We start from the raw sequence: 15,892 nt of genomic DNA, 5'->3' as shown, positions 1-15,892 counted from the left end.
CATGACGTGTTGTCCCGTCATCAGGAGGTTGCCATGACTGCCGATTCGCCTGTCCCTGACGACGATGAAACCCCGGAATACCCTCTGCCCTCGCCAACCGACTCGCTGAGCCGGGACCAGCGTCCGCCTGACGACGACGCCGGGGTAGAGCAGGTGCCGAGTGAGGATGAGGATATCGAGGCGAGCCCGGACGATCCGGACATTGCCGGTAACGACGCCTCCGGCGAACCGAGCTGATTACCGGCTCCGCCCGTCGATTTATCGGCACCATCGGCCAGTCACGATTGCCACACTTCAGGTAGGTAACCTTAAAAGGGAGACTCACCATGATGAAATCAAATGTGACCGCGCTGACCCTGGCCGGGATTCTGTCGGTCAGTTCCATGGCGGTTTTCGCCGAGTCTTCGGGCGGCAATCCCCCCGTAGACAAGGGCGGGATGCCACCTTCCACCGAGATGGAAGCCGGAACCCCGTCTGGCACGGGAGGCGCGTTGCCACCGGGTTCCGTGGAGGGCGGTAATGGCAGCGACGCCAGTGGTAGCAGCACCAGTCCCGGTACGGGCAGCGGCTCAATGAGCGGCGGCAGTTCCATGGGGGGCGATGCCTCCAGCAGTGGAACCGGGGCCGGAACCAGCGACAGCGGTGGTAGCTCCGATGACGGCGGTTCGAGTGGTTCCAGCCAATAACGCATTGCTCATCATCTGAACCTGATCCTTGTTGCGGCGAGGGGGCAAGTGCCCTCGCTGCAACAGTCGCCCACACAGATTTCCCGTTGCCTGTGCCAAGCCACTCTCGTTATCCTGCTGAATCCTTTAAGGTGAACACGTTGCTCTGGCCAAACCTGAGCCATCTCTGGAACCTTGTGATAACGGATCAGATGCGATGAAAGCACCGCTGCAAGAGCTTGGCCCGATCAAAGCTGTGATATTCGACATGGATGGGCTGTTGCTGGACACCGAGGGCATTTACACCGAGGTGACCTCCATCATCGCCGAGCGTTACGGGCGCACGTTTGATTGGAGCGTCAAGCAGAACATCATCGGACGTGGGGCCGGGGATCTGGCCCGCTATGTCGTTCAGGCGCTGGAGTTGCCGATCACCCCGGAAGAGTTCCTGATGATCCGCGAGCCCTTGATGCGCGAACGCTTTCCGCACGCCCTGGCGATGCCCGGTGCAGAAGAACTGGTGCGGCATTTGAAGGCCCATGACGTTCCGATTGCGGTGGGCACCAGTTCGTCGAGCCAGTCGTTTGCACTGAAAACCACGCTGCACCGGGACTGGTTTGCGTTGTTCGATTTCATCGTCACAGCGGATGACCCGGAGGTCGGCGCGGCGAAGCCGGCACCGGATATCTTCCTCACTGCCGCCCGACGCCTGGGCGTTGCACCCCGCGATTGCCTGGTATTCGAAGACTCACCGTTCGGGGTGACTGCGGCGAAAGCGGCGGGAATGACTGCCATTGCCATTCCGGATTCGGCCATGGCCGACGAAAAATACGCCCATGCCGACGCGATCATTCGTTCCCTGAAGATCTTCCAGCCAGGCCTGTGCGGTTTGCCAGAGCTGGAGTGGGCCTGACGACACATCGCGGCACAACAGAACGCCGTTCATGGTATTACCCATGAACGGCGTTTTTTATGGCCTGGATCAGGCGCCGAACCCCCCATCGATGGTCAGGCTGGCACCGGTGATGTAAGCCGCTTCCGGGCCTGCCAGGTAGGCGACGAAACTGGCGATTTCTTCGACGGTGCCGTAACGGCCGACCGCCATCAACGCCATCAGACTGGAGGCGAAGTCGCCGTCGGCCGGGTTCATGTCGGTGTCCACCGGGCCGGGCTGCACGTTGTTGACGGTAATGCCACGCGGGCCGAGGTCGCGGGCCAGGCCTTTGGTCAGACCCACCAGCGCGGACTTGCTCATGGCATAGGCAGCACCGCCGGCGAAGGGCATGCGGTCGGCGTTGGTGCTGCCGATGTTGATGACCCGTCCGCCTTCGCTCATGTGCCGAACCGCTGCCTGGGTGGCGATGAATACGCTGCGCACGTTGATGGCCAGGGTCTGGTCGAAATCTTCGAGCTTGAATTCTTCCAGCGGCGCCATCGCCAGCACACCGGCGTTGTTGACCAGGATGTCCAGCCGGCCAAAGGTCTCGACGGTAGCATTGACGGCGTTGCGGATGGCCTCTGCGTCGGCGCTGTCGGCCTTGATCGCCAGGGCCTTGCCGCCGGCTGCGATGATACTGTTTTGCAGTTCTTCGGACTTGGCCGCGGAGCTGACGTAGGTGAAGGCCACTGCGGCGCCTTCGGCTGCCAGCCGCTTGACGATGGCGGCGCCAATACCGCGGGAACCGCCCTGGATCAAGGCGACTTTACCGCTCAGTGTTTGAGTGCTCATGATGTTCTCCAAATCTGCCGGGGCGAGATGCCGCGGTTGATGGCGCGAGTATCGGGATTCGGTGTTGGGCTGTGTAGAGGCTTATAGATACAGTCTGTGTAAACCAAAAGTTTAGAGTGGTCCTTATGGAAACCTTCAGCAGTATCGAATGCTTTGTGCGCAGCGCCGAAGTCGGCAGTTTTGCCGAGGCTGCGCGTCGCTTGAGCGTGACCCCTGCGGCGGTAGGTAAAAGCGTGGCCAAGCTCGAAGCGCGGCTGGGGGTACGCCTGTTCCAGCGCAGCACCCGCAGCCTGACGCTGACCGAAGCCGGTCAGCTATTTCTCAGGGAAGTGGGCACCAGTTTCAATACGATCCAGAACGCCGTCGCCAACCTGGCCAGCGCCGGCGGGCAACCGGCTGGCACATTGAAAGTGAGCATGGGCACGGCGTTCGGTCGACTGTATGTGGTGCCGTTGCTGGGGGAGTTTTTGCAACGCTATCCGGCGATCAATCCGGACTGGCATTTCGATAACCGCCAGGTGGACCTGATCGGCCAGGGATTCGATGCGGCCATTGGTGGTGGCTTCGAACTGCCCCAGGGTGTGGTGGCGCGCAAACTGACCGTGGCTCATCGCGTGTTGGTTGCCTCGAAGGACTATGTGCAAAGCCATCTCCCGCTGATTGAACCGGAAGATCTGGCGCACCATCAGGGCATCCTGATCCGTTCACCCCAGACCGGACGTATCCGTTCATGGCAACTGACCAGCCGCACACGACAGCACAGCCCGCTCATGCTCAAAGCACGCATGACCATGAGCGACTCTGAAGCTGACTGCGCAGCCGCCGCCCAAGGGCTGGGCATCGGACTGGTGAGCATGCCGGTGGCCGTTCCTTATCTGCAATCGGGGGTACTGCAACGGGTGCTGCCGGACTGGTACGTCGATGATGGCAACATTTCCATCTACTACGCCGAGCACAAACTGCTGCCAGGCAAGACCCGTGCGTTTGTGGATTTCATCATCGAACAGTTTGCCGCGCAGGGCTTGGGGGAGCGGTTCAGTGCGGTTTGAGCTTGGCTCTGAACCGCGTGGGCCCCATCGCGAGCAGGCTCGCTCCCACAGGGATTTTTGGTGGACACAAAAGGTGCGGTCGCCACAAAACCAATGTGGGAGCGAGCCTGCTCGCGATGGGGGCGATGTGATTCAGAACTGTGAATTCACCGCCCAAACCGCCCCGGCCAGCCAATAATGGTCTTGGGCCGAGGCGTGGCATAGGTGCGCACTTTCGAGGTGGACAAGCCCAACCGCACCAGGGCTTCGGCAATGGTCACCGCCGCCGTTACGCCATCGACCACCGGCACCCCGGTGCGCTGGCGGATCTGCTCATCGAGCCCGGCCATGCCGCCGCAACCCAGGCAGATCACTTCGGCCTTGTCCTGACTGACTGCCAGTTCTGCCTGCTGCACGATGGCTTCCACCGCCCGTTGCGGGTCTTGCTCAAGCTCCAGCACTGCCAGGCCACTGGCACGTACCGAGGCGCAGCGATCGAACAGGCCGGAGAGCTTTAGGCGGTCCTCGATCAGCGGCACGGTGCGGTCCAGGGTGGTGACCACCGAATAGGCGTGGCCCAGGAACATCGCGGTGCTGGCGCCCGCGTCGGTGATGTCCACCACCGGTACATTGAGCAGTTCCTGCAAGCCTTCGCGCCCATGTTCGCCGTAACCGGCCTGGATCACCGCATCAAACGGCTGATCGTAGGCCATCACCCGATCCATCACCGCGATGGCGGCCAGGTAGCTTTCGAAATTGCCTTCGATGGAGTCGGCGCCGAAGTACGGCGTGAGCCCGACGATCTCGGTGCCCGGCGCGGCCACGGCCTGGGCTTGTTGGGCGATGGCCCGGGTGATGGATTCGGTGGTGTTGACGTTGACCACAAGAATTCGCATGAGCTGTCCTCCTTAACGCAGAGTAAATAAGCGGCCCGCACCGGGCGGGCCGTTTTGAATCATCAATGACTGACGTTATCCACGGCGATGGACTCACCGCTGACGTCTTCGTAAAAGGGCTGGCGCTTGGCGATGATCAGGTACAGCAGCCCTGCAATCGAAGCGCCAATCAGCCAGGAGAACGGGGAAACGCTGTCGAAACCGGGCACCAGCGCCAGGACAATCGCGATCAGCGCTGCGGGAATAAACGCCGCCACGGCACGCAGATTGACCCCGTTGCTGTAGTAATACGCACCATTAGGGTCTTCGCTGTACAACTGCGGCACGTTGATACAACCTTTTCGCAACAGCCAGTAGTCGACCATGATGACGCCGTACAAGGGCCCGAGCAGGGCGCCGAGGCCGGAAAGGAAATACACAATCACCAGCGGGCTGTTGTAGAGATTCCACGGCAGAATCAGCACGGCAATGGCGGCGCTGATCAACCCGGCGCGGCGGAAGGTCAGGTACTTGGGCGCCAGGTTGCTGAGCACAAAGGCTGGGGCGACGAAATTAGCCATGATGTTCACCGCCACCGTGACAATCAAAAATGCCAGGCAGCCAAGCACCAGGAAAAAGGTGTTGGGGATCGAGGCGATGACTTGGGTCGGGCTTTCGATGATTTGCCCGTTGATCTGGAACTGCGCACCGCAGAGCAGGATGGTAATCCCGGCAAACACCAGAATATTGACCGGCAGCCCCCAGAAATTGCCCACGACGATGGTCCGGCGACATGGCGAGGAGCGAGCGAAGTCGCAGAAGTTGAGCACCAGCGTGCCGTAGATCGCCAGCCACAACGCGCCGCCGGCAAAGATGTTGCGCCACATTTCGCCACCGGTCAGTGGCTCGCGAATCGACCAGGCGATGTTTGCACCAGCCTGGGTGTACATCCAGCCGGCCAGCGCTGCGACAGTGACCAGAATCACCGGTCCGGCAAAACCTTCGTAACGGCGCACCATTTCCATGCCGTAGGCCAGGATCATCAGTTGCACGAACCAGATCGCCACGAAACACACCCAGCCCAGGCTCGACAGGCCCAGGATCGCGTCGCGGTCGTAGTCGGCGAAGCCTGGGTGTATCGCGATCAGCAGCACGCGCAAAACCACGGACGCCAGATAGGTCTGAATGCCAAACCAGGCGATGGCGATGACGGCCCTGATCAATGCAGGAATCTGCGCGCCGTGAATACCGAAACTGATCCGGCTGATCACCGGGAACGGTACCCCGGTTTTCTGCCCCATGTAGCCGGACAGATTCATAAAGCCGTAGACCAACGCTGCGCCGATCCCCAGGGACAACAGAATCTGCCAGCCACCGAGGCCCAAGGCATACAGGCCAATGGCAAAGGAATAGTTGGCGATGTTGTGTACGTCGTTGGTCCACAGGGCAAAGATGCTGTAGCGACCCCAGCGCCGCCCCTCGGCCTTGGTCGGCGCCAGGTCCTTGTTGTGCAGTCTTGGACTCAAGGTCAGCGTGGCGGCGGGTGCGCCATCAACGGCAGTGGGTGAGGAGGGCAGATCCAGCGCAATGTTATTGGAGAGACTTGTACGCATTCCGGCAGGCTCCTGATTCTCGATGCCGCGATGACTGTGCATGAGCGAAGGGCTCGACAAATCTTCGTCGCGGCGAGGTGAGCATCATTGGTTACGGGGCATCTGCAGCCTGTACGGGATAGGGCGCTTCAGGCTTGCGGATCTAAAAGTGTGTGTATGTTTTATTTAGGTTGTATACAAAACACTTGTCGACTAAAGCCAGATTTATGCCAGTTTCTTAACTAATCCCTGGGCACCTAATTTCCTTTTGTTATGTTGATTTAGTAAGTGACTGAAAAATCGCCGTTATAAATTGACCGTTTGAACAGGTATTTATTTTTTAGGCTGGACGTTGAAAAGGAGGGGGATAGCAGGAGGGGGAACCAGCGTGTAACTTTTCAGGGCATTGGAAGAGTAACTGCACACAAAAATGGCACCTGAGGTGACATTTTTGTGTACAGGACAGGGGCGGCTCTACAGCGCCTTGGTTTTAGTGATGATATTGCCGGCGTGCAGCCCGCATTCTTTCTGCGTGGCTTCTTCCCACCACCAGCGGCCTTCGCGTTCGTGCTGGTTCGGCAGCACCGGGCGGGTGCAGGGTTCGCAGCCGATGCTGATGAAGCCGCGTTCATGCAGGCTGTTGTAGGGCAGTTCCAGCATGCGGATGTAGCCCCAGACTTCTTCGCTGGTCATCTGCGACAGCGGGTTGAATTTGTACAGGGTGCGTTCTGGAGTGGAAAACGCCGTGTCGATTTCCAGTGCGGCCACCTGGCTGCGGGTGCCGGGGCTCTGATCGCGACGCTGGCCGGTGGCCCAGGCGCGGACATCGGACAGCTTGCGCCGCAGCGGTTCGATCTTGCGAATGCCGCAGCACTCACCGTGACCGTCCTTGTAGAAGCTGAACAGGCCTTTTTCCTTCACGAAAGGCTCGAGTTTCGCCGGGTCCGGCGAGATCAGTTCGATATCGATCTTGTAGTGTTCGCGCACCTGTTCGATGAACCGATAGGTTTCCGGGTGCAGGCGACCGGTGTCGAGGCTGAACACCTTGACGTTCTTGTTCAGCTTCCAGGCCATGTCCACCAGCACCACGTCTTCGGCGCCGCTGAAAGATATCCACAGGTCATCGCCGAATTCGGCGAAGGCCAGTTTGAGGATGTCCTGTGGGGACTTGTTGGCATAGGTCGTGGCGAGTTCCACGACGTCAAACGATGGGCTCATCAGGGCGGCTTCCTACAGGTCGGTGGCGCTGGGCGCTCTATATGGGGCTGATGGTAACAAAAGCTGTCGGGGCTGGCGCGCTCCTGTGCGTTGCGCAGGCATCGGCGAATGGCTAGAGTCGGCAGTCCTTTCGTTCGCTCAACCGATAAACATCAAAAAATGGGAGTGTCTTGTGGAAATTGCCTGTCTCGACCTGGAAGGTGTACTGGTCCCGGAAATCTGGATCGCCTTCGCTGAAAAAACCGGTATTGAATCCCTCAGGGCGACCACGCGGGACATTCCCGACTACGACGTGTTGATGAAGCAACGGTTGCGCATCCTCGATGAGCATGGCCTCAAGCTCTCCGATATTCAGGAAGTCATCGCCACCCTCAAGCCGCTGGACGGCGCCATCGAGTTCGTCGACTGGCTGCGCGAGCGCTTCCAGGTGGTGATTCTTTCCGACACCTTCTACGAATTCTCCCAACCCCTGATGCGCCAGCTGGGTTTTCCGACGTTGCTCTGCCATCGTCTGATTACCGATGACAGCGGACGGGTAACCGGATACCAACTGCGTCAGAAAGATCCCAAGCGCCAGTCGGTATTGGCCTTCAAGAGCCTGTACTACCGGGTGATTGCGGCGGGGGATTCCTACAATGACACCACGATGCTGGGTGAAGCCGATGCCGGGATTCTGTTCCATGCGCCGGATAATGTGATTCAAGAGTTCCCGCAGTTCCCGGCAGTGCACAGTTTTGCTGAGTTGAAGCAGGAATTCATCAAGGCCTCGAATCGAAATCTAAGCTTGTAAACCCAATCCCCCTGTGGGAGCGAGCTTGCTCGCGATAGCGTTGGGTCAGCAGCATTTGAGCCAACTGGCACTCCGCTATCGCGAGCAAGCTCGCTCCCACAGGGTTCTGCGCCTGGTCAGGGGCTTGTTTGCGATGCTTTAAAGGTTCTGCAAAGTTTCGAGCAACACCCGAACCTTGGTAATCGACTCCTGATACTCCGCCTGCCAATCCGAATCCGCGACAATCCCGCCGCCGCCCCAGCAACACACCTGTCCATCCTTGACCAGCAAGCTGCGGATGGCGATGGAACTGTCCATCTCTCCGCGTACGTCCAGGTACAGCAACGAGCCGCAATACAGCCCGCGCCGGGTCGGTTCGAGTTCGTCGATGATCTGCATGGCGCGGATTTTCGGTGCGCCGGTGATCGAGCCGCCGGGGAAGCTGCCTGCGATCAAGTCCAGGGCGTCCTTGGCGTCGGCCAGCTCGCCGGTCACGCTGCTGACCAGATGGTGGACGTTGGGGTAGCTTTCCAGGCTGAACAACTCCGGCACGCGCACCGAGCCGATGCGGCAGGTACGGCCCAGGTCGTTGCGCAGCAGATCGACAATCATCAGGTTTTCCGCCCGGTCCTTGGGGCTGGTCAGCAACTCGGCGGCGTGTGCGGCGTCTTCGTCAGGGGTTGCGCCGCGTGGACGGGTGCCCTTGATCGGGCGGGTCTCCACATGACCTTCGCTGACCTTGACGAAACGCTCGGGTGACAGACTCAGCACCGCGCCGCCATCGGGCAAGCTCTGGAAGCCGGAAAACGGCGTCGGGCAAGCCGCCCGCAGCGCCTGATAGGCGGCCCAGGCATCGCCTTGGCACGGGGCGCGGAAGCGCTGGGCAAAGTTGACCTGGTAGCAGTCGCCGGCCTGGATATACGCTTGGATCCGTTCGAAGGCCAGTCGATAGGCATCGCTATTGAGGTCGGCCGCCATGGGCGCTTCGAGGCTGAAGGCGGTCACAGGCGCTGAGGTTGGCTGGCTGAAGAGCGCAATCAGGCGCTGGCGTTCGCTGTCGGCGCAGTGAGGGTGAAACACCAACTGGCTGGTCCCGGCCTGATGGTCGGTGACCAGCGCCCAGTCGTACACACCGAACCGCGCGTCGGGCAGGTGCAGATCGTCTTTGGCGTGGGACGGCAGGGTTTCGAGATGTCGGCCGAAGTCGTAGCTCAGGTAGCCGATCAGGCCGCCAGCGAAAGGCAATTGCACCGAGGCCGGCAGTACAGCACTCCCCAGTTGCGTCAGATGAATACGCAAGCGTTGCAGGAAATCGGCACCGGTCTCGTCTGACAGTACCGCCAGATGCTCCAGCGGCCAGGCACTGAGCAAATCATAGCGTCCGCGTTCGGCACTCGGCCGGCCGCTGTCGAGCAGCACACTGCCCGGGGCATGGCGGATCACCGCGAAATACTCGGCGGGGTTGGCGCGGTAAGGCAGCGGGTGTACAGAGCAGGTTGACATGGGCGGGGTGGGTCAGCCGTTCAGGCGGGGTGGCGATTGTAATCCCTCTGTAGGATTTGCTCCTAGAGGGATGTCGGAGATGAGTAAGTATGGGGCCATCGAAACATTTGGCTGTGAACACCTTGTGGCGAGGGGATTTATCCCCGCTGGGTTGCGCAGCAACCCTAAAACTTACCACCCCGGTGTATCAGGCTGACTGCATCTGCCTGTTTGGGGCTGCTTCGCAACCCAGCGGGGATAAATCCCCTCGCCACAGGGGTGTTTCAGCCCTCAACCCTCAACCGGCGGAATATGCCCAAACAACTCCTGGGCAAACGCCACGCGCTCCTCGACGGTTTCAACCACGCCACGGGCCTTGAGTTCTTCCAGGCGGGCTTCCACCGCGTGGGTGCGCAGAGTCAGGCCGCAGTCGTTGGCGATCTGGATGTTCAGACCCGGTCGGGCGTTGAGCTCCAGGATCAACGGACCTTTTTCCTGGTCCAGCACCATGTCCACGCCGATGTAGCCCAGCCCGCACAGTTCATAGCAACCGGCGGCCAGTTTCATGAAGCCGTCCCAGTAGGGCAGTTGCACGCCGTCCACCGCGTTGGTGGTGTCAGGGTGTTTGGTGATGATGTTGTTCAGCCAGGTACCGCGCAGGGTCAGGCCGGTGGCAAGGTCGACACCCACGCCGATGGCGCCCTGGTGCAGGTTGGCCTTGCCGCCGGACTGGCGGGTTGGCAAGCGCAGCATGGCCATCACCGGATAGCCCATCAGTACGATGATGCGAATGTCCGGCACGCCTTCATAGCTGATGCTCTTGAAGATCTGGTCCGGGGTCACGCGATATTCGATCAGCGCCCGGTCCCGGTGCCCACCCAAGGAGTAGAGACCGGTAAGGATGCTGGACACATGGTGTTCGATTTCTTCATGGCTGATGATCTTGCCGGACACCGTGCGATAGCGGCCCTCGAAGCGGTCGGCAATGACGATGATGCCGTCGCCACCCGCGCCCTGGGCCGGCTTGATCACGAAGTCGGTGCGCCCGCCGATGATCTCGTCGAGCTTGTCGATTTCCTTCTCGGTGGAGATCACCCCATACAGCTCCGGCACATGGATGCCGGCAGCGATGGCCCGTTCCTTGGTGATGATCTTGTCATCGACGATCGGGTACAGGCTGCGCTTGTTGTATTTGAGCACATAGTCGGCGTTACGCCGATTGATGCCCATGATGCCGCGGGCCTCCAGGGCCTTCCAGGTCTTCCACAGGCCGAACATTATGAGTCAGCCTTGACGAAGGCCTTGAACCGTACCAGCTCGGTCAGGCGGTAGCCGCGGTAGCGACCCATGGCCAGCATGAAACCTACCAGAATCAGCAGGATGGCCGGGAAGGTGAACACGAAGTACACCAGCTCCGGCACGCTCATGATCAGGTGCGCCAGGGCGGCGGCGAACAGGGTGCCGATGGCCACCTTCATGGCGTGGCTGGCGCCGCGTTCTTCCCAGGTAATGGACAGGCGTTCGATGGTCATGGTCAGAATCACCATCGGGAACAGCGCGACCGACAGCCCGCGTTCCAGGCCCAGCTTGTGGCTGAACAGGCTGATGGCGGCGATCAGCACCACCACGAACGTCAGCACCACCGAAAGCCTTGGCAGCATTTGCAGCTTGAGATGTTCCAGATAGGAGCGCAGGGACAGGCCCAGCGTCGTGATGACTGTAAACAGGATGATGCCGAAGCCCAGCTGGGTTTCGCGGAAGGCCAGGGCGATCAACACCGGTGTGAACGTGCCCAGGGTCTGCAGGCCGATCAGGTTGCGCAGCACCAGAATCACCAGCACGCCGATCGGGATCATCACCATGATCATGAACGTCTGCTGGGTTTGTAGCGGCAGGCCGTAGAGCGAGTATTCGAGGAAGTTGGCGTCGGTGTTTTCGTCCGTCAGCTTGGCCAGGCGAATGGCGTTCATTTCGCTGTTGTTCATGGTGAAGGTGACGGTGGCTTTTTTGCCGCCATCGACGGTGATCAGGTTTTCATCACCGGTCCACCACAGCAGACGGTCGCTGGGCAGGCCCCGCTCAGCGGTATCCGGGTTGAAATACAGCCAGTCGGTGCCGTTGAAACTGCGCAGCCACAGTTCAGGCGACTGCGGTTGGTCGGCAACCAGGCGGATGGTATGGACCTTCTCCACCGGCACGTGGGCGATAGACAGCACCAGTTCGACGACTCTGGCCTTGCTGGCTATGGACGGATCACCAGCCAGCAGCAACTTGACGTTGTCGTCGTTGGGGTTGTTGACCCGTTTGATCGCTTCACTGATGAAGGTCTCGACGTCGGCCGAGTGCTGGCGGATCGGCGCGAGCAGGGCTTCGGCGGCCAGCTTCTCGGGGCCCTCGACGGCGATGCTGTCGCGGAAGGTCGGGCCCTTGATCTTGGATTTTTCCGAGGTATAGCGCTTGGTCAGCACCAGGCGGTAATACAGGGTCTGGTTGCCCTTGGCCCGACGGGCCGACCACGTGACCTTGCGGTTACCGTCCACCCGGTTCACCGCCACACCGTAGTTATTGGAGATGAAGCTCTCGTTGAGGCTGACGTAGTCCATGCTCAGCGGCGGCACGAACATCTGGATCTTCACCGGATCCTTGGCATTGGGGACGAACTCGATCTTGGCGTCGATGTTCCACAAGTCGTCGGTGGCGTCTTCGGTCACCGGGATGCCGAGCACGAAAATCTGATAGGCCGTCACCGACAGGCCCAGCACCACCAGGATGGCGATCAGCATTTTCAAATGGAGGGTAAGAGAGCGCATTGGAATTACTCTGCGGTTTGAGCGGCATTGGCGCAGGCGGGTTTGCCGGCAGCGTATTTGAGACTGGGGTCGACCAGCGCGTCGAAGCGTTTGAGGGCTTCGGAGCCGATCAGTAGCGGGTATTGGAAAGCGCTGCGGTCGGTGAGGTTCACTTCGATGCTGCGCAGGGCCGAGCCCATGCAGATGTCCAGCTCGATGACCGGCCGAGCCGTGTAGTTCTTGCCTTCTTCGGGGTCATAGTCACCGGCGCGGCGTTTGATCTTGCTGACCCGGGCCAGGGGACGTTCGATAGGGTGCGAATGCGCCGCGTCGATGGCCAGGTAAAAACGCACCCAGGATTCGCCATCGCGTTTGAAGCGCTTGATGTCCCGGGCGCTGAGCGAAGCGGTTTTGGCCCCGGTGTCCAACTTGGCGGCAACCTCCAGGTCGATGCCCTGCAGGGCGGCGTATTCATTGAGGCCGTACACGGTTTTTTCACCCGCCAGGACAAGCCCCGGCAGGCACGTGAAACAAAGGACAGCAGTTAAGGGCTTGAGTGTCATAAATCCTGATGCACAGTGTTCCGTTCGTCGGTTCAGGCCCTGGCATTGCTGCACAAGCTCCCTGGGTTGCCTTCTCTTAATAGATGCAGAGCGGCAAATTGCGGCGGCATTCTAGCACGGTGGTTTTCTGACGCCACCGCCGCCCGGACGCAACCGCTTATCCGACGCACTTGGTTATGGAGGAGGCCCTTATTAGACGATTGTCGACAATGTCTAATTTTACTTTGACGAAAGTGCAGTGATTGGTTAGTTTTTGCCTTATAGATTTATAAGGTGTCGACAATATGCTCGATCAGCTCGAATCACCGGCCATTGCCCAAGAGGAATCGGAAACCCTTTCCGAGAACGTCTTCCGGCGTATCCAGGCCGCAATCGTGCGAGGCGATATCGCGCCTGGCAGCAAGATCTCCGAGCCCGAACTGGCACGCACCTACGGCATCAGCCGCGGCCCGCTGCGCGAGGCCATCCATCGCCTGGAAGGCCAGCGCCTGCTGGTGCGGGTGCCTCACGTGGGCGCCAGGGTGGTGTCCCTGAGCCACGCCGAGTTGCTGGAACTCTATGAAATCCGCGAGTCCCTGGAAGGCATGGCCTGCCGTCTGGCGGCCGAGCGCATGACCCTGGAAGAAATCGACGAGCTGCGCCGGGTCCTGGAAACCCATGAGCGCGACGCGGCGTTCCAGGCCGGTGTCGGCTATTACCAGCAGGAAGGCGACTTCGATTTCCATTACCGGATCATCCAGGGCAGCGGCAACCGCACCCTGACGCAAATGCTCTGCGGCGAGCTGTATCAGTTGGTGCGCATGTACCGCATCCAGTTTTCCACCACGCCCAATCGTCCGCGCCAGGCCTTTGCCGAGCACCACAGGATTCTCGATGCCATCGCCGACCGTGACGGTGAACTGGCTGAATTATTGATGCGCCGGCACATCGGCGCTTCCAAACGCAACATCGCGCGTCATTTCCAGGACAGCGCCGCCACTGAACGAGGTGAGTCATGAGCAACAGCACTCCAGGCCAGCGTTTTCGCGATGCGGTCGCCAACGAGCATCCGCTGCAAGTGGTGGGCACGATCAACGCCAACCACGCGCTGCTGGCCAAACGCGCCGGTTTCAAGGCGATCTACCTGTCGGGCGGCGGCGTGGCGGCCGGCTCCCTTGGCGTGCCGGACCTGGGCATCACCGGCCTGGATGACGTGCTGACCGATGTGCGCCGTATCACCGACGTCTGCGACCTGCCGTTGCTGGTGGACGTGGATACCGGGTTTGGCTCCTCGGCGTTCAATGTGGCCCGCACGGTCAAGTCGATGATCAAGTTCGGCGCGGCGGCCATTCATATTGAAGACCAGGTCGGCGCCAAGCGTTGCGGTCACCGTCCGAACAAAGAGATCGTCTCGCAACAGGAAATGGTCGACCGCATCAAAGCCGCCGTCGACGCGCGCACCGATGACAGCTTCGTGATCATGGCCCGTACCGACGCCCTGGCCGTGGAGGGCTTGGAATCGGCCCTGGACCGCGCCGCCGCGTGCATCGAGGCCGGTGCCGACATGATCTTTCCGGAAGCCATTACCGAACTTGAGATGTACAAGCTTTTCGCCAGCCGGGTGAAAGCCCCGATCCTGGCCAACATCACTGAATTCGGCGCGACACCGCTGTACACCACCGAACAATTGGCGGGCGCCGACGTGTCCCTGGTGCTGTACCCCCTGTCGGCCTTCCGCGCCATGAACAAAGCGGCCGAGAACGTCTATACCGCAATCCGCCGCGACGGTACGCAACAGAACGTCATCGACACCATGCAGACTCGCATGGAGCTTTACGATCGCATCGACTACCACACCTTCGAGCAAAAGCTCGATGCGTTGTTCGCGGCAAAAAAATGAACAGAGCGCAGCCTCTACAAATCTAAAAAATGGAGACAGCAAATGGCCGAAGCAAAAGTACTCAGTGGCGCCGGGCTCCGTGGCCAGGTGGCCGGGCAAACCGCATTGTCCACCGTAGGCCAGTCAGGTGCCGGCCTGACCTATCGCGGCTACGACGTCCGCGAGCTGGCGGCTGACGCGCAATTTGAAGAAGTGGCTTACCTGCTGCTGTATGGCGAGCTGCCGACCCAGGCGCAACTGGACGCCTACACAGGCAAACTGAGCCAATTGCGGGACTTGCCCCAAGCCTTGAAAGAGGTGTTGGAGCGCATTCCCGCCGACGCCCACCCAATGGACGTGATGCGCACCGGCTGCTCGTTCCTGGGCAACCTGGAACCGGAGCTGAATTTCTCCGAACAGCATGACAAGACCGACCGCCTGTTGGCCGCGTTCCCGGCGATCATGTGCTACTGGTATCGCTTCAGCCACGAAGGCCAGCGCATCGAGTGTGTGACCGACGAAACCTCCATCGGCGGCCATTTCCTGCACCTGTTGCATGGCAAGAAGCCGAGCGAGCTGCACGTCAAGGTGATGAACGTCTCGCTGATTCTGTATGCCGAGCACGAGTTCAACGCCTCGACCTTCACGGCGCGGGTGTGTGCCTCGACCCTGTCTGACCTGTTTTCCTGCATCACCGCCGCCATCGGTTCGCTGCGCGGCCCGTTGCATGGTGGGGCCAACGAAGCGGCGATGGAGATGATCCAGCGCTTCCAGTCGCCGGAGGAGGCGATCAAGGGCACCCTCGGGATGCTCGAGCGCAAGGACAAGATCATGGGCTTCGGCCACGCGATCTATAAGGACAACGACCCGCGCAATGAGGTGATCAAGGGTTGGTCGAAAAAACTTGCCGACGAGGTGGGTGACACGGTGCTGTTCCCGGTTTCCGAGGCCATCGACAAGACCATGTGGGAGCAGAAAAAACTGTTTCCCAACGCCGATTTCTACCATGCCTCGGCGTACCACTTCATGGGCATCCCGACCAAGCTGTTCACGCCGATCTTCGTTTGCTCGCGCCTGACCGGCTGGGCCGCCCACGTCTACGAACAACGTGCCAACAACCGCATCATCCGACCGAGCGCCGAATACACCGGCGTCGAACAGCGCAAGTTCGTGCCAATCGAACAACGCTGAACTGGAGGGCGCTGACGCTGCAACTGAAGGAACCAAAAACCATGGTGGGAGCGAGCCTGCTCGCGATAGCGGTGGGCCAGACGACATCGATGTCGGCTGCGACTCAGTCATCGCGAGCAGGCTCGCTCCCACA

The 15,892-nt window shown here is 60.4% G+C and carries 16 protein-coding genes; 8 read left to right on the top strand and 8 right to left on the bottom strand.

All coding sequences use genetic code 11. From position 1 onward, the window contains the following. The first annotated feature begins 33 nt into the window (after window positions 1–33). The 3 genes from AC3I65_RS18080 to AC3I65_RS18070 all read left to right on the top strand — a co-directional run bounded on the left by AC3I65_RS18080 (window position 34) and on the right by AC3I65_RS18070 (window position 1,578). Entirely contained in the window at window positions 34–237 is a 204-nt protein-coding gene (locus AC3I65_RS18080; RefSeq protein WP_076383858.1) for a hypothetical protein, read from the top strand. An 89-nt stretch (window positions 238–326) separates the two neighbouring features. Beyond that, entirely contained in the window at window positions 327–686 is a 360-nt protein-coding gene (locus tag AC3I65_RS18075) for a hypothetical protein (RefSeq protein WP_305466437.1), read from the top strand. 196 nt (window positions 687–882) lie between these two features. Beyond that, entirely contained in the window at window positions 883–1,578 is a 696-nt protein-coding gene (locus tag AC3I65_RS18070; protein WP_316912026.1) for an HAD-IA family hydrolase, read from the top strand. A 69-nt stretch (window positions 1,579–1,647) separates the two neighbouring features. Here the strand turns inward: AC3I65_RS18070 and AC3I65_RS18065 are convergent, their stop codons facing one another. Continuing rightward, on the bottom strand, window positions 1,648–2,394 hold the full coding sequence (locus AC3I65_RS18065; RefSeq protein ID WP_047228268.1) for a 3-oxoacyl-ACP reductase family protein: 747 nt from the start codon (window positions 2,392–2,394) through the stop codon (window positions 1,648–1,650). Window positions 2,395–2,519: 125 nt separating this feature from the next. Between AC3I65_RS18065 and AC3I65_RS18060 the strand changes: the two genes are divergently transcribed. Beyond that, a complete protein-coding gene (locus tag AC3I65_RS18060) occupies window positions 2,520–3,443 on the top strand; it encodes a LysR substrate-binding domain-containing protein (RefSeq protein WP_419417498.1) in 924 nt (307 codons plus the stop codon). Window positions 3,444–3,589: 146 nt separating this feature from the next. Here AC3I65_RS18060 and AC3I65_RS18055 read toward each other — a convergent pair whose 3' ends face one another. The 3 genes from AC3I65_RS18055 to AC3I65_RS18045 form a co-directional block, all read right to left on the bottom strand. Next, entirely contained in the window at window positions 3,590–4,318 is a 729-nt protein-coding gene (locus AC3I65_RS18055) for an aspartate/glutamate racemase family protein (protein WP_076383859.1), read from the bottom strand. A gap of 62 nt (window positions 4,319–4,380) precedes the next feature. Further along, window positions 4,381–5,910, bottom strand: a complete 1,530-nt coding sequence (locus tag AC3I65_RS18050) for an NCS1 family nucleobase:cation symporter-1 (RefSeq protein ID WP_139049497.1) — start codon at window positions 5,908–5,910, stop codon at window positions 4,381–4,383. 453 nt (window positions 5,911–6,363) lie between these two features. After that, window positions 6,364–7,107, bottom strand: a complete 744-nt coding sequence (locus tag AC3I65_RS18045; RefSeq protein WP_139049498.1) for a phosphoadenylyl-sulfate reductase — start codon at window positions 7,105–7,107, stop codon at window positions 6,364–6,366. A 172-nt stretch (window positions 7,108–7,279) separates the two neighbouring features. On the opposite strand from AC3I65_RS18045, the gene thrH reads away from it, so the two are divergent. Beyond that, entirely contained in the window at window positions 7,280–7,897 is a 618-nt protein-coding gene (thrH, locus tag AC3I65_RS18040) for a bifunctional phosphoserine phosphatase/homoserine phosphotransferase ThrH (RefSeq protein WP_047228272.1), read from the top strand. A gap of 138 nt (window positions 7,898–8,035) precedes the next feature. Here thrH and pabB read toward each other — a convergent pair whose 3' ends face one another. From pabB to rloA, 4 genes are all read right to left on the bottom strand, one after another. Next, window positions 8,036–9,379: an aminodeoxychorismate synthase component I gene (gene pabB, locus AC3I65_RS18035; RefSeq protein WP_488524048.1), complete on the bottom strand. Its 1,344-nt coding sequence runs from the start codon at window positions 9,377–9,379 to the stop codon at window positions 8,036–8,038. Between the two features lie 270 nt (window positions 9,380–9,649). Beyond that, window positions 9,650–10,636 carry an alpha-L-glutamate ligase-like protein gene (locus AC3I65_RS18030; RefSeq protein WP_047228274.1) on the bottom strand — a complete coding sequence of 329 codons (987 nt, stop codon included), beginning with the start codon at window positions 10,634–10,636 and terminating at the stop codon, window positions 9,650–9,652. Next, window positions 10,636–12,168, bottom strand: a complete 1,533-nt coding sequence (gene rloB, locus AC3I65_RS18025) for an osmotic stress tolerance membrane protein RloB (protein WP_047228275.1) — start codon at window positions 12,166–12,168, stop codon at window positions 10,636–10,638. The genes AC3I65_RS18030 and rloB overlap by 1 nt, the downstream gene beginning before the upstream one ends. 5 nt (window positions 12,169–12,173) lie before the next feature. Continuing rightward, window positions 12,174–12,710 carry a retropepsin-like aspartic peptidase RloA gene (gene rloA / locus AC3I65_RS18020; protein WP_047228276.1) on the bottom strand — a complete coding sequence of 179 codons (537 nt, stop codon included), beginning with the start codon at window positions 12,708–12,710 and terminating at the stop codon, window positions 12,174–12,176. Window positions 12,711–12,994: 284 nt separating this feature from the next. Between rloA and AC3I65_RS18015 the strand changes: the two genes are divergently transcribed. Genes AC3I65_RS18015 through prpC form a run of 3 tightly spaced genes read left to right on the top strand, consistent with a single transcriptional unit; the run spans window position 12,995 to window position 15,759 of the window. Next, window positions 12,995–13,708 carry a GntR family transcriptional regulator gene (locus AC3I65_RS18015; protein ID WP_288912119.1) on the top strand — a complete coding sequence of 238 codons (714 nt, stop codon included), beginning with the start codon at window positions 12,995–12,997 and terminating at the stop codon, window positions 13,706–13,708. After that, window positions 13,705–14,589, top strand: coding sequence for a methylisocitrate lyase (prpB, locus tag AC3I65_RS18010; protein WP_047228278.1), 885 nt, complete (start codon window positions 13,705–13,707; stop codon window positions 14,587–14,589). Before AC3I65_RS18015 ends, prpB begins: the two co-directional genes overlap by 4 nt. A gap of 42 nt (window positions 14,590–14,631) precedes the next feature. Further along, window positions 14,632–15,759, top strand: a complete 1,128-nt coding sequence (prpC, locus tag AC3I65_RS18005) for a bifunctional 2-methylcitrate synthase/citrate synthase (protein WP_047228279.1) — start codon at window positions 14,632–14,634, stop codon at window positions 15,757–15,759. Window positions 15,760–15,892 lie beyond the last annotated feature (133 nt).

The sequence above is a fragment of the Pseudomonas sp. N-1-13 genome (assembly GCF_057787095.1).
Note: the sequence above shows the minus strand (reverse complement) of the source record. Positions and strands in the feature narration are given on the sequence as shown.

Coding starts and splice junctions, on each gene's coding strand:
- AC3I65_RS18080 (WP_076383858.1), top strand. CDS start 34: ATGACTGCCGATTCGCCTGTCCCTGACGACGATGAAACCCCGGAATAC.
- AC3I65_RS18075 (WP_305466437.1), top strand. CDS start 327: ATGATGAAATCAAATGTGACCGCGCTGACCCTGGCCGGGATTCTGTCG.
- AC3I65_RS18070 (WP_316912026.1), top strand. CDS start 883: ATGAAAGCACCGCTGCAAGAGCTTGGCCCGATCAAAGCTGTGATATTC.
- AC3I65_RS18065 (WP_047228268.1), bottom strand. CDS start 2,394: ATGAGCACTCAAACACTGAGCGGTAAAGTCGCCTTGATCCAGGGCGGT.
- AC3I65_RS18060 (WP_419417498.1), top strand. CDS start 2,520: ATGGAAACCTTCAGCAGTATCGAATGCTTTGTGCGCAGCGCCGAAGTC.
- AC3I65_RS18055 (WP_076383859.1), bottom strand. CDS start 4,318: ATGCGAATTCTTGTGGTCAACGTCAACACCACCGAATCCATCACCCGG.
- AC3I65_RS18050 (WP_139049497.1), bottom strand. CDS start 5,910: ATGCGTACAAGTCTCTCCAATAACATTGCGCTGGATCTGCCCTCCTCA.
- AC3I65_RS18045 (WP_139049498.1), bottom strand. CDS start 7,107: ATGAGCCCATCGTTTGACGTCGTGGAACTCGCCACGACCTATGCCAAC.
- pabB (WP_488524048.1), bottom strand. CDS start 9,379: ATGTCAACCTGCTCTGTACACCCGCTGCCTTACCGCGCCAACCCCGCC.
- AC3I65_RS18030 (WP_047228274.1), bottom strand. CDS start 10,636: ATGTTCGGCCTGTGGAAGACCTGGAAGGCCCTGGAGGCCCGCGGCATC.
- rloB (WP_047228275.1), bottom strand. CDS start 12,168: ATGCGCTCTCTTACCCTCCATTTGAAAATGCTGATCGCCATCCTGGTG.
- rloA (WP_047228276.1), bottom strand. CDS start 12,710: ATGACACTCAAGCCCTTAACTGCTGTCCTTTGTTTCACGTGCCTGCCG.
- AC3I65_RS18015 (WP_288912119.1), top strand. CDS start 12,995: ATGCTCGATCAGCTCGAATCACCGGCCATTGCCCAAGAGGAATCGGAA.
- prpB (WP_047228278.1), top strand. CDS start 13,705: ATGAGCAACAGCACTCCAGGCCAGCGTTTTCGCGATGCGGTCGCCAAC.
- prpC (WP_047228279.1), top strand. CDS start 14,632: ATGGCCGAAGCAAAAGTACTCAGTGGCGCCGGGCTCCGTGGCCAGGTG.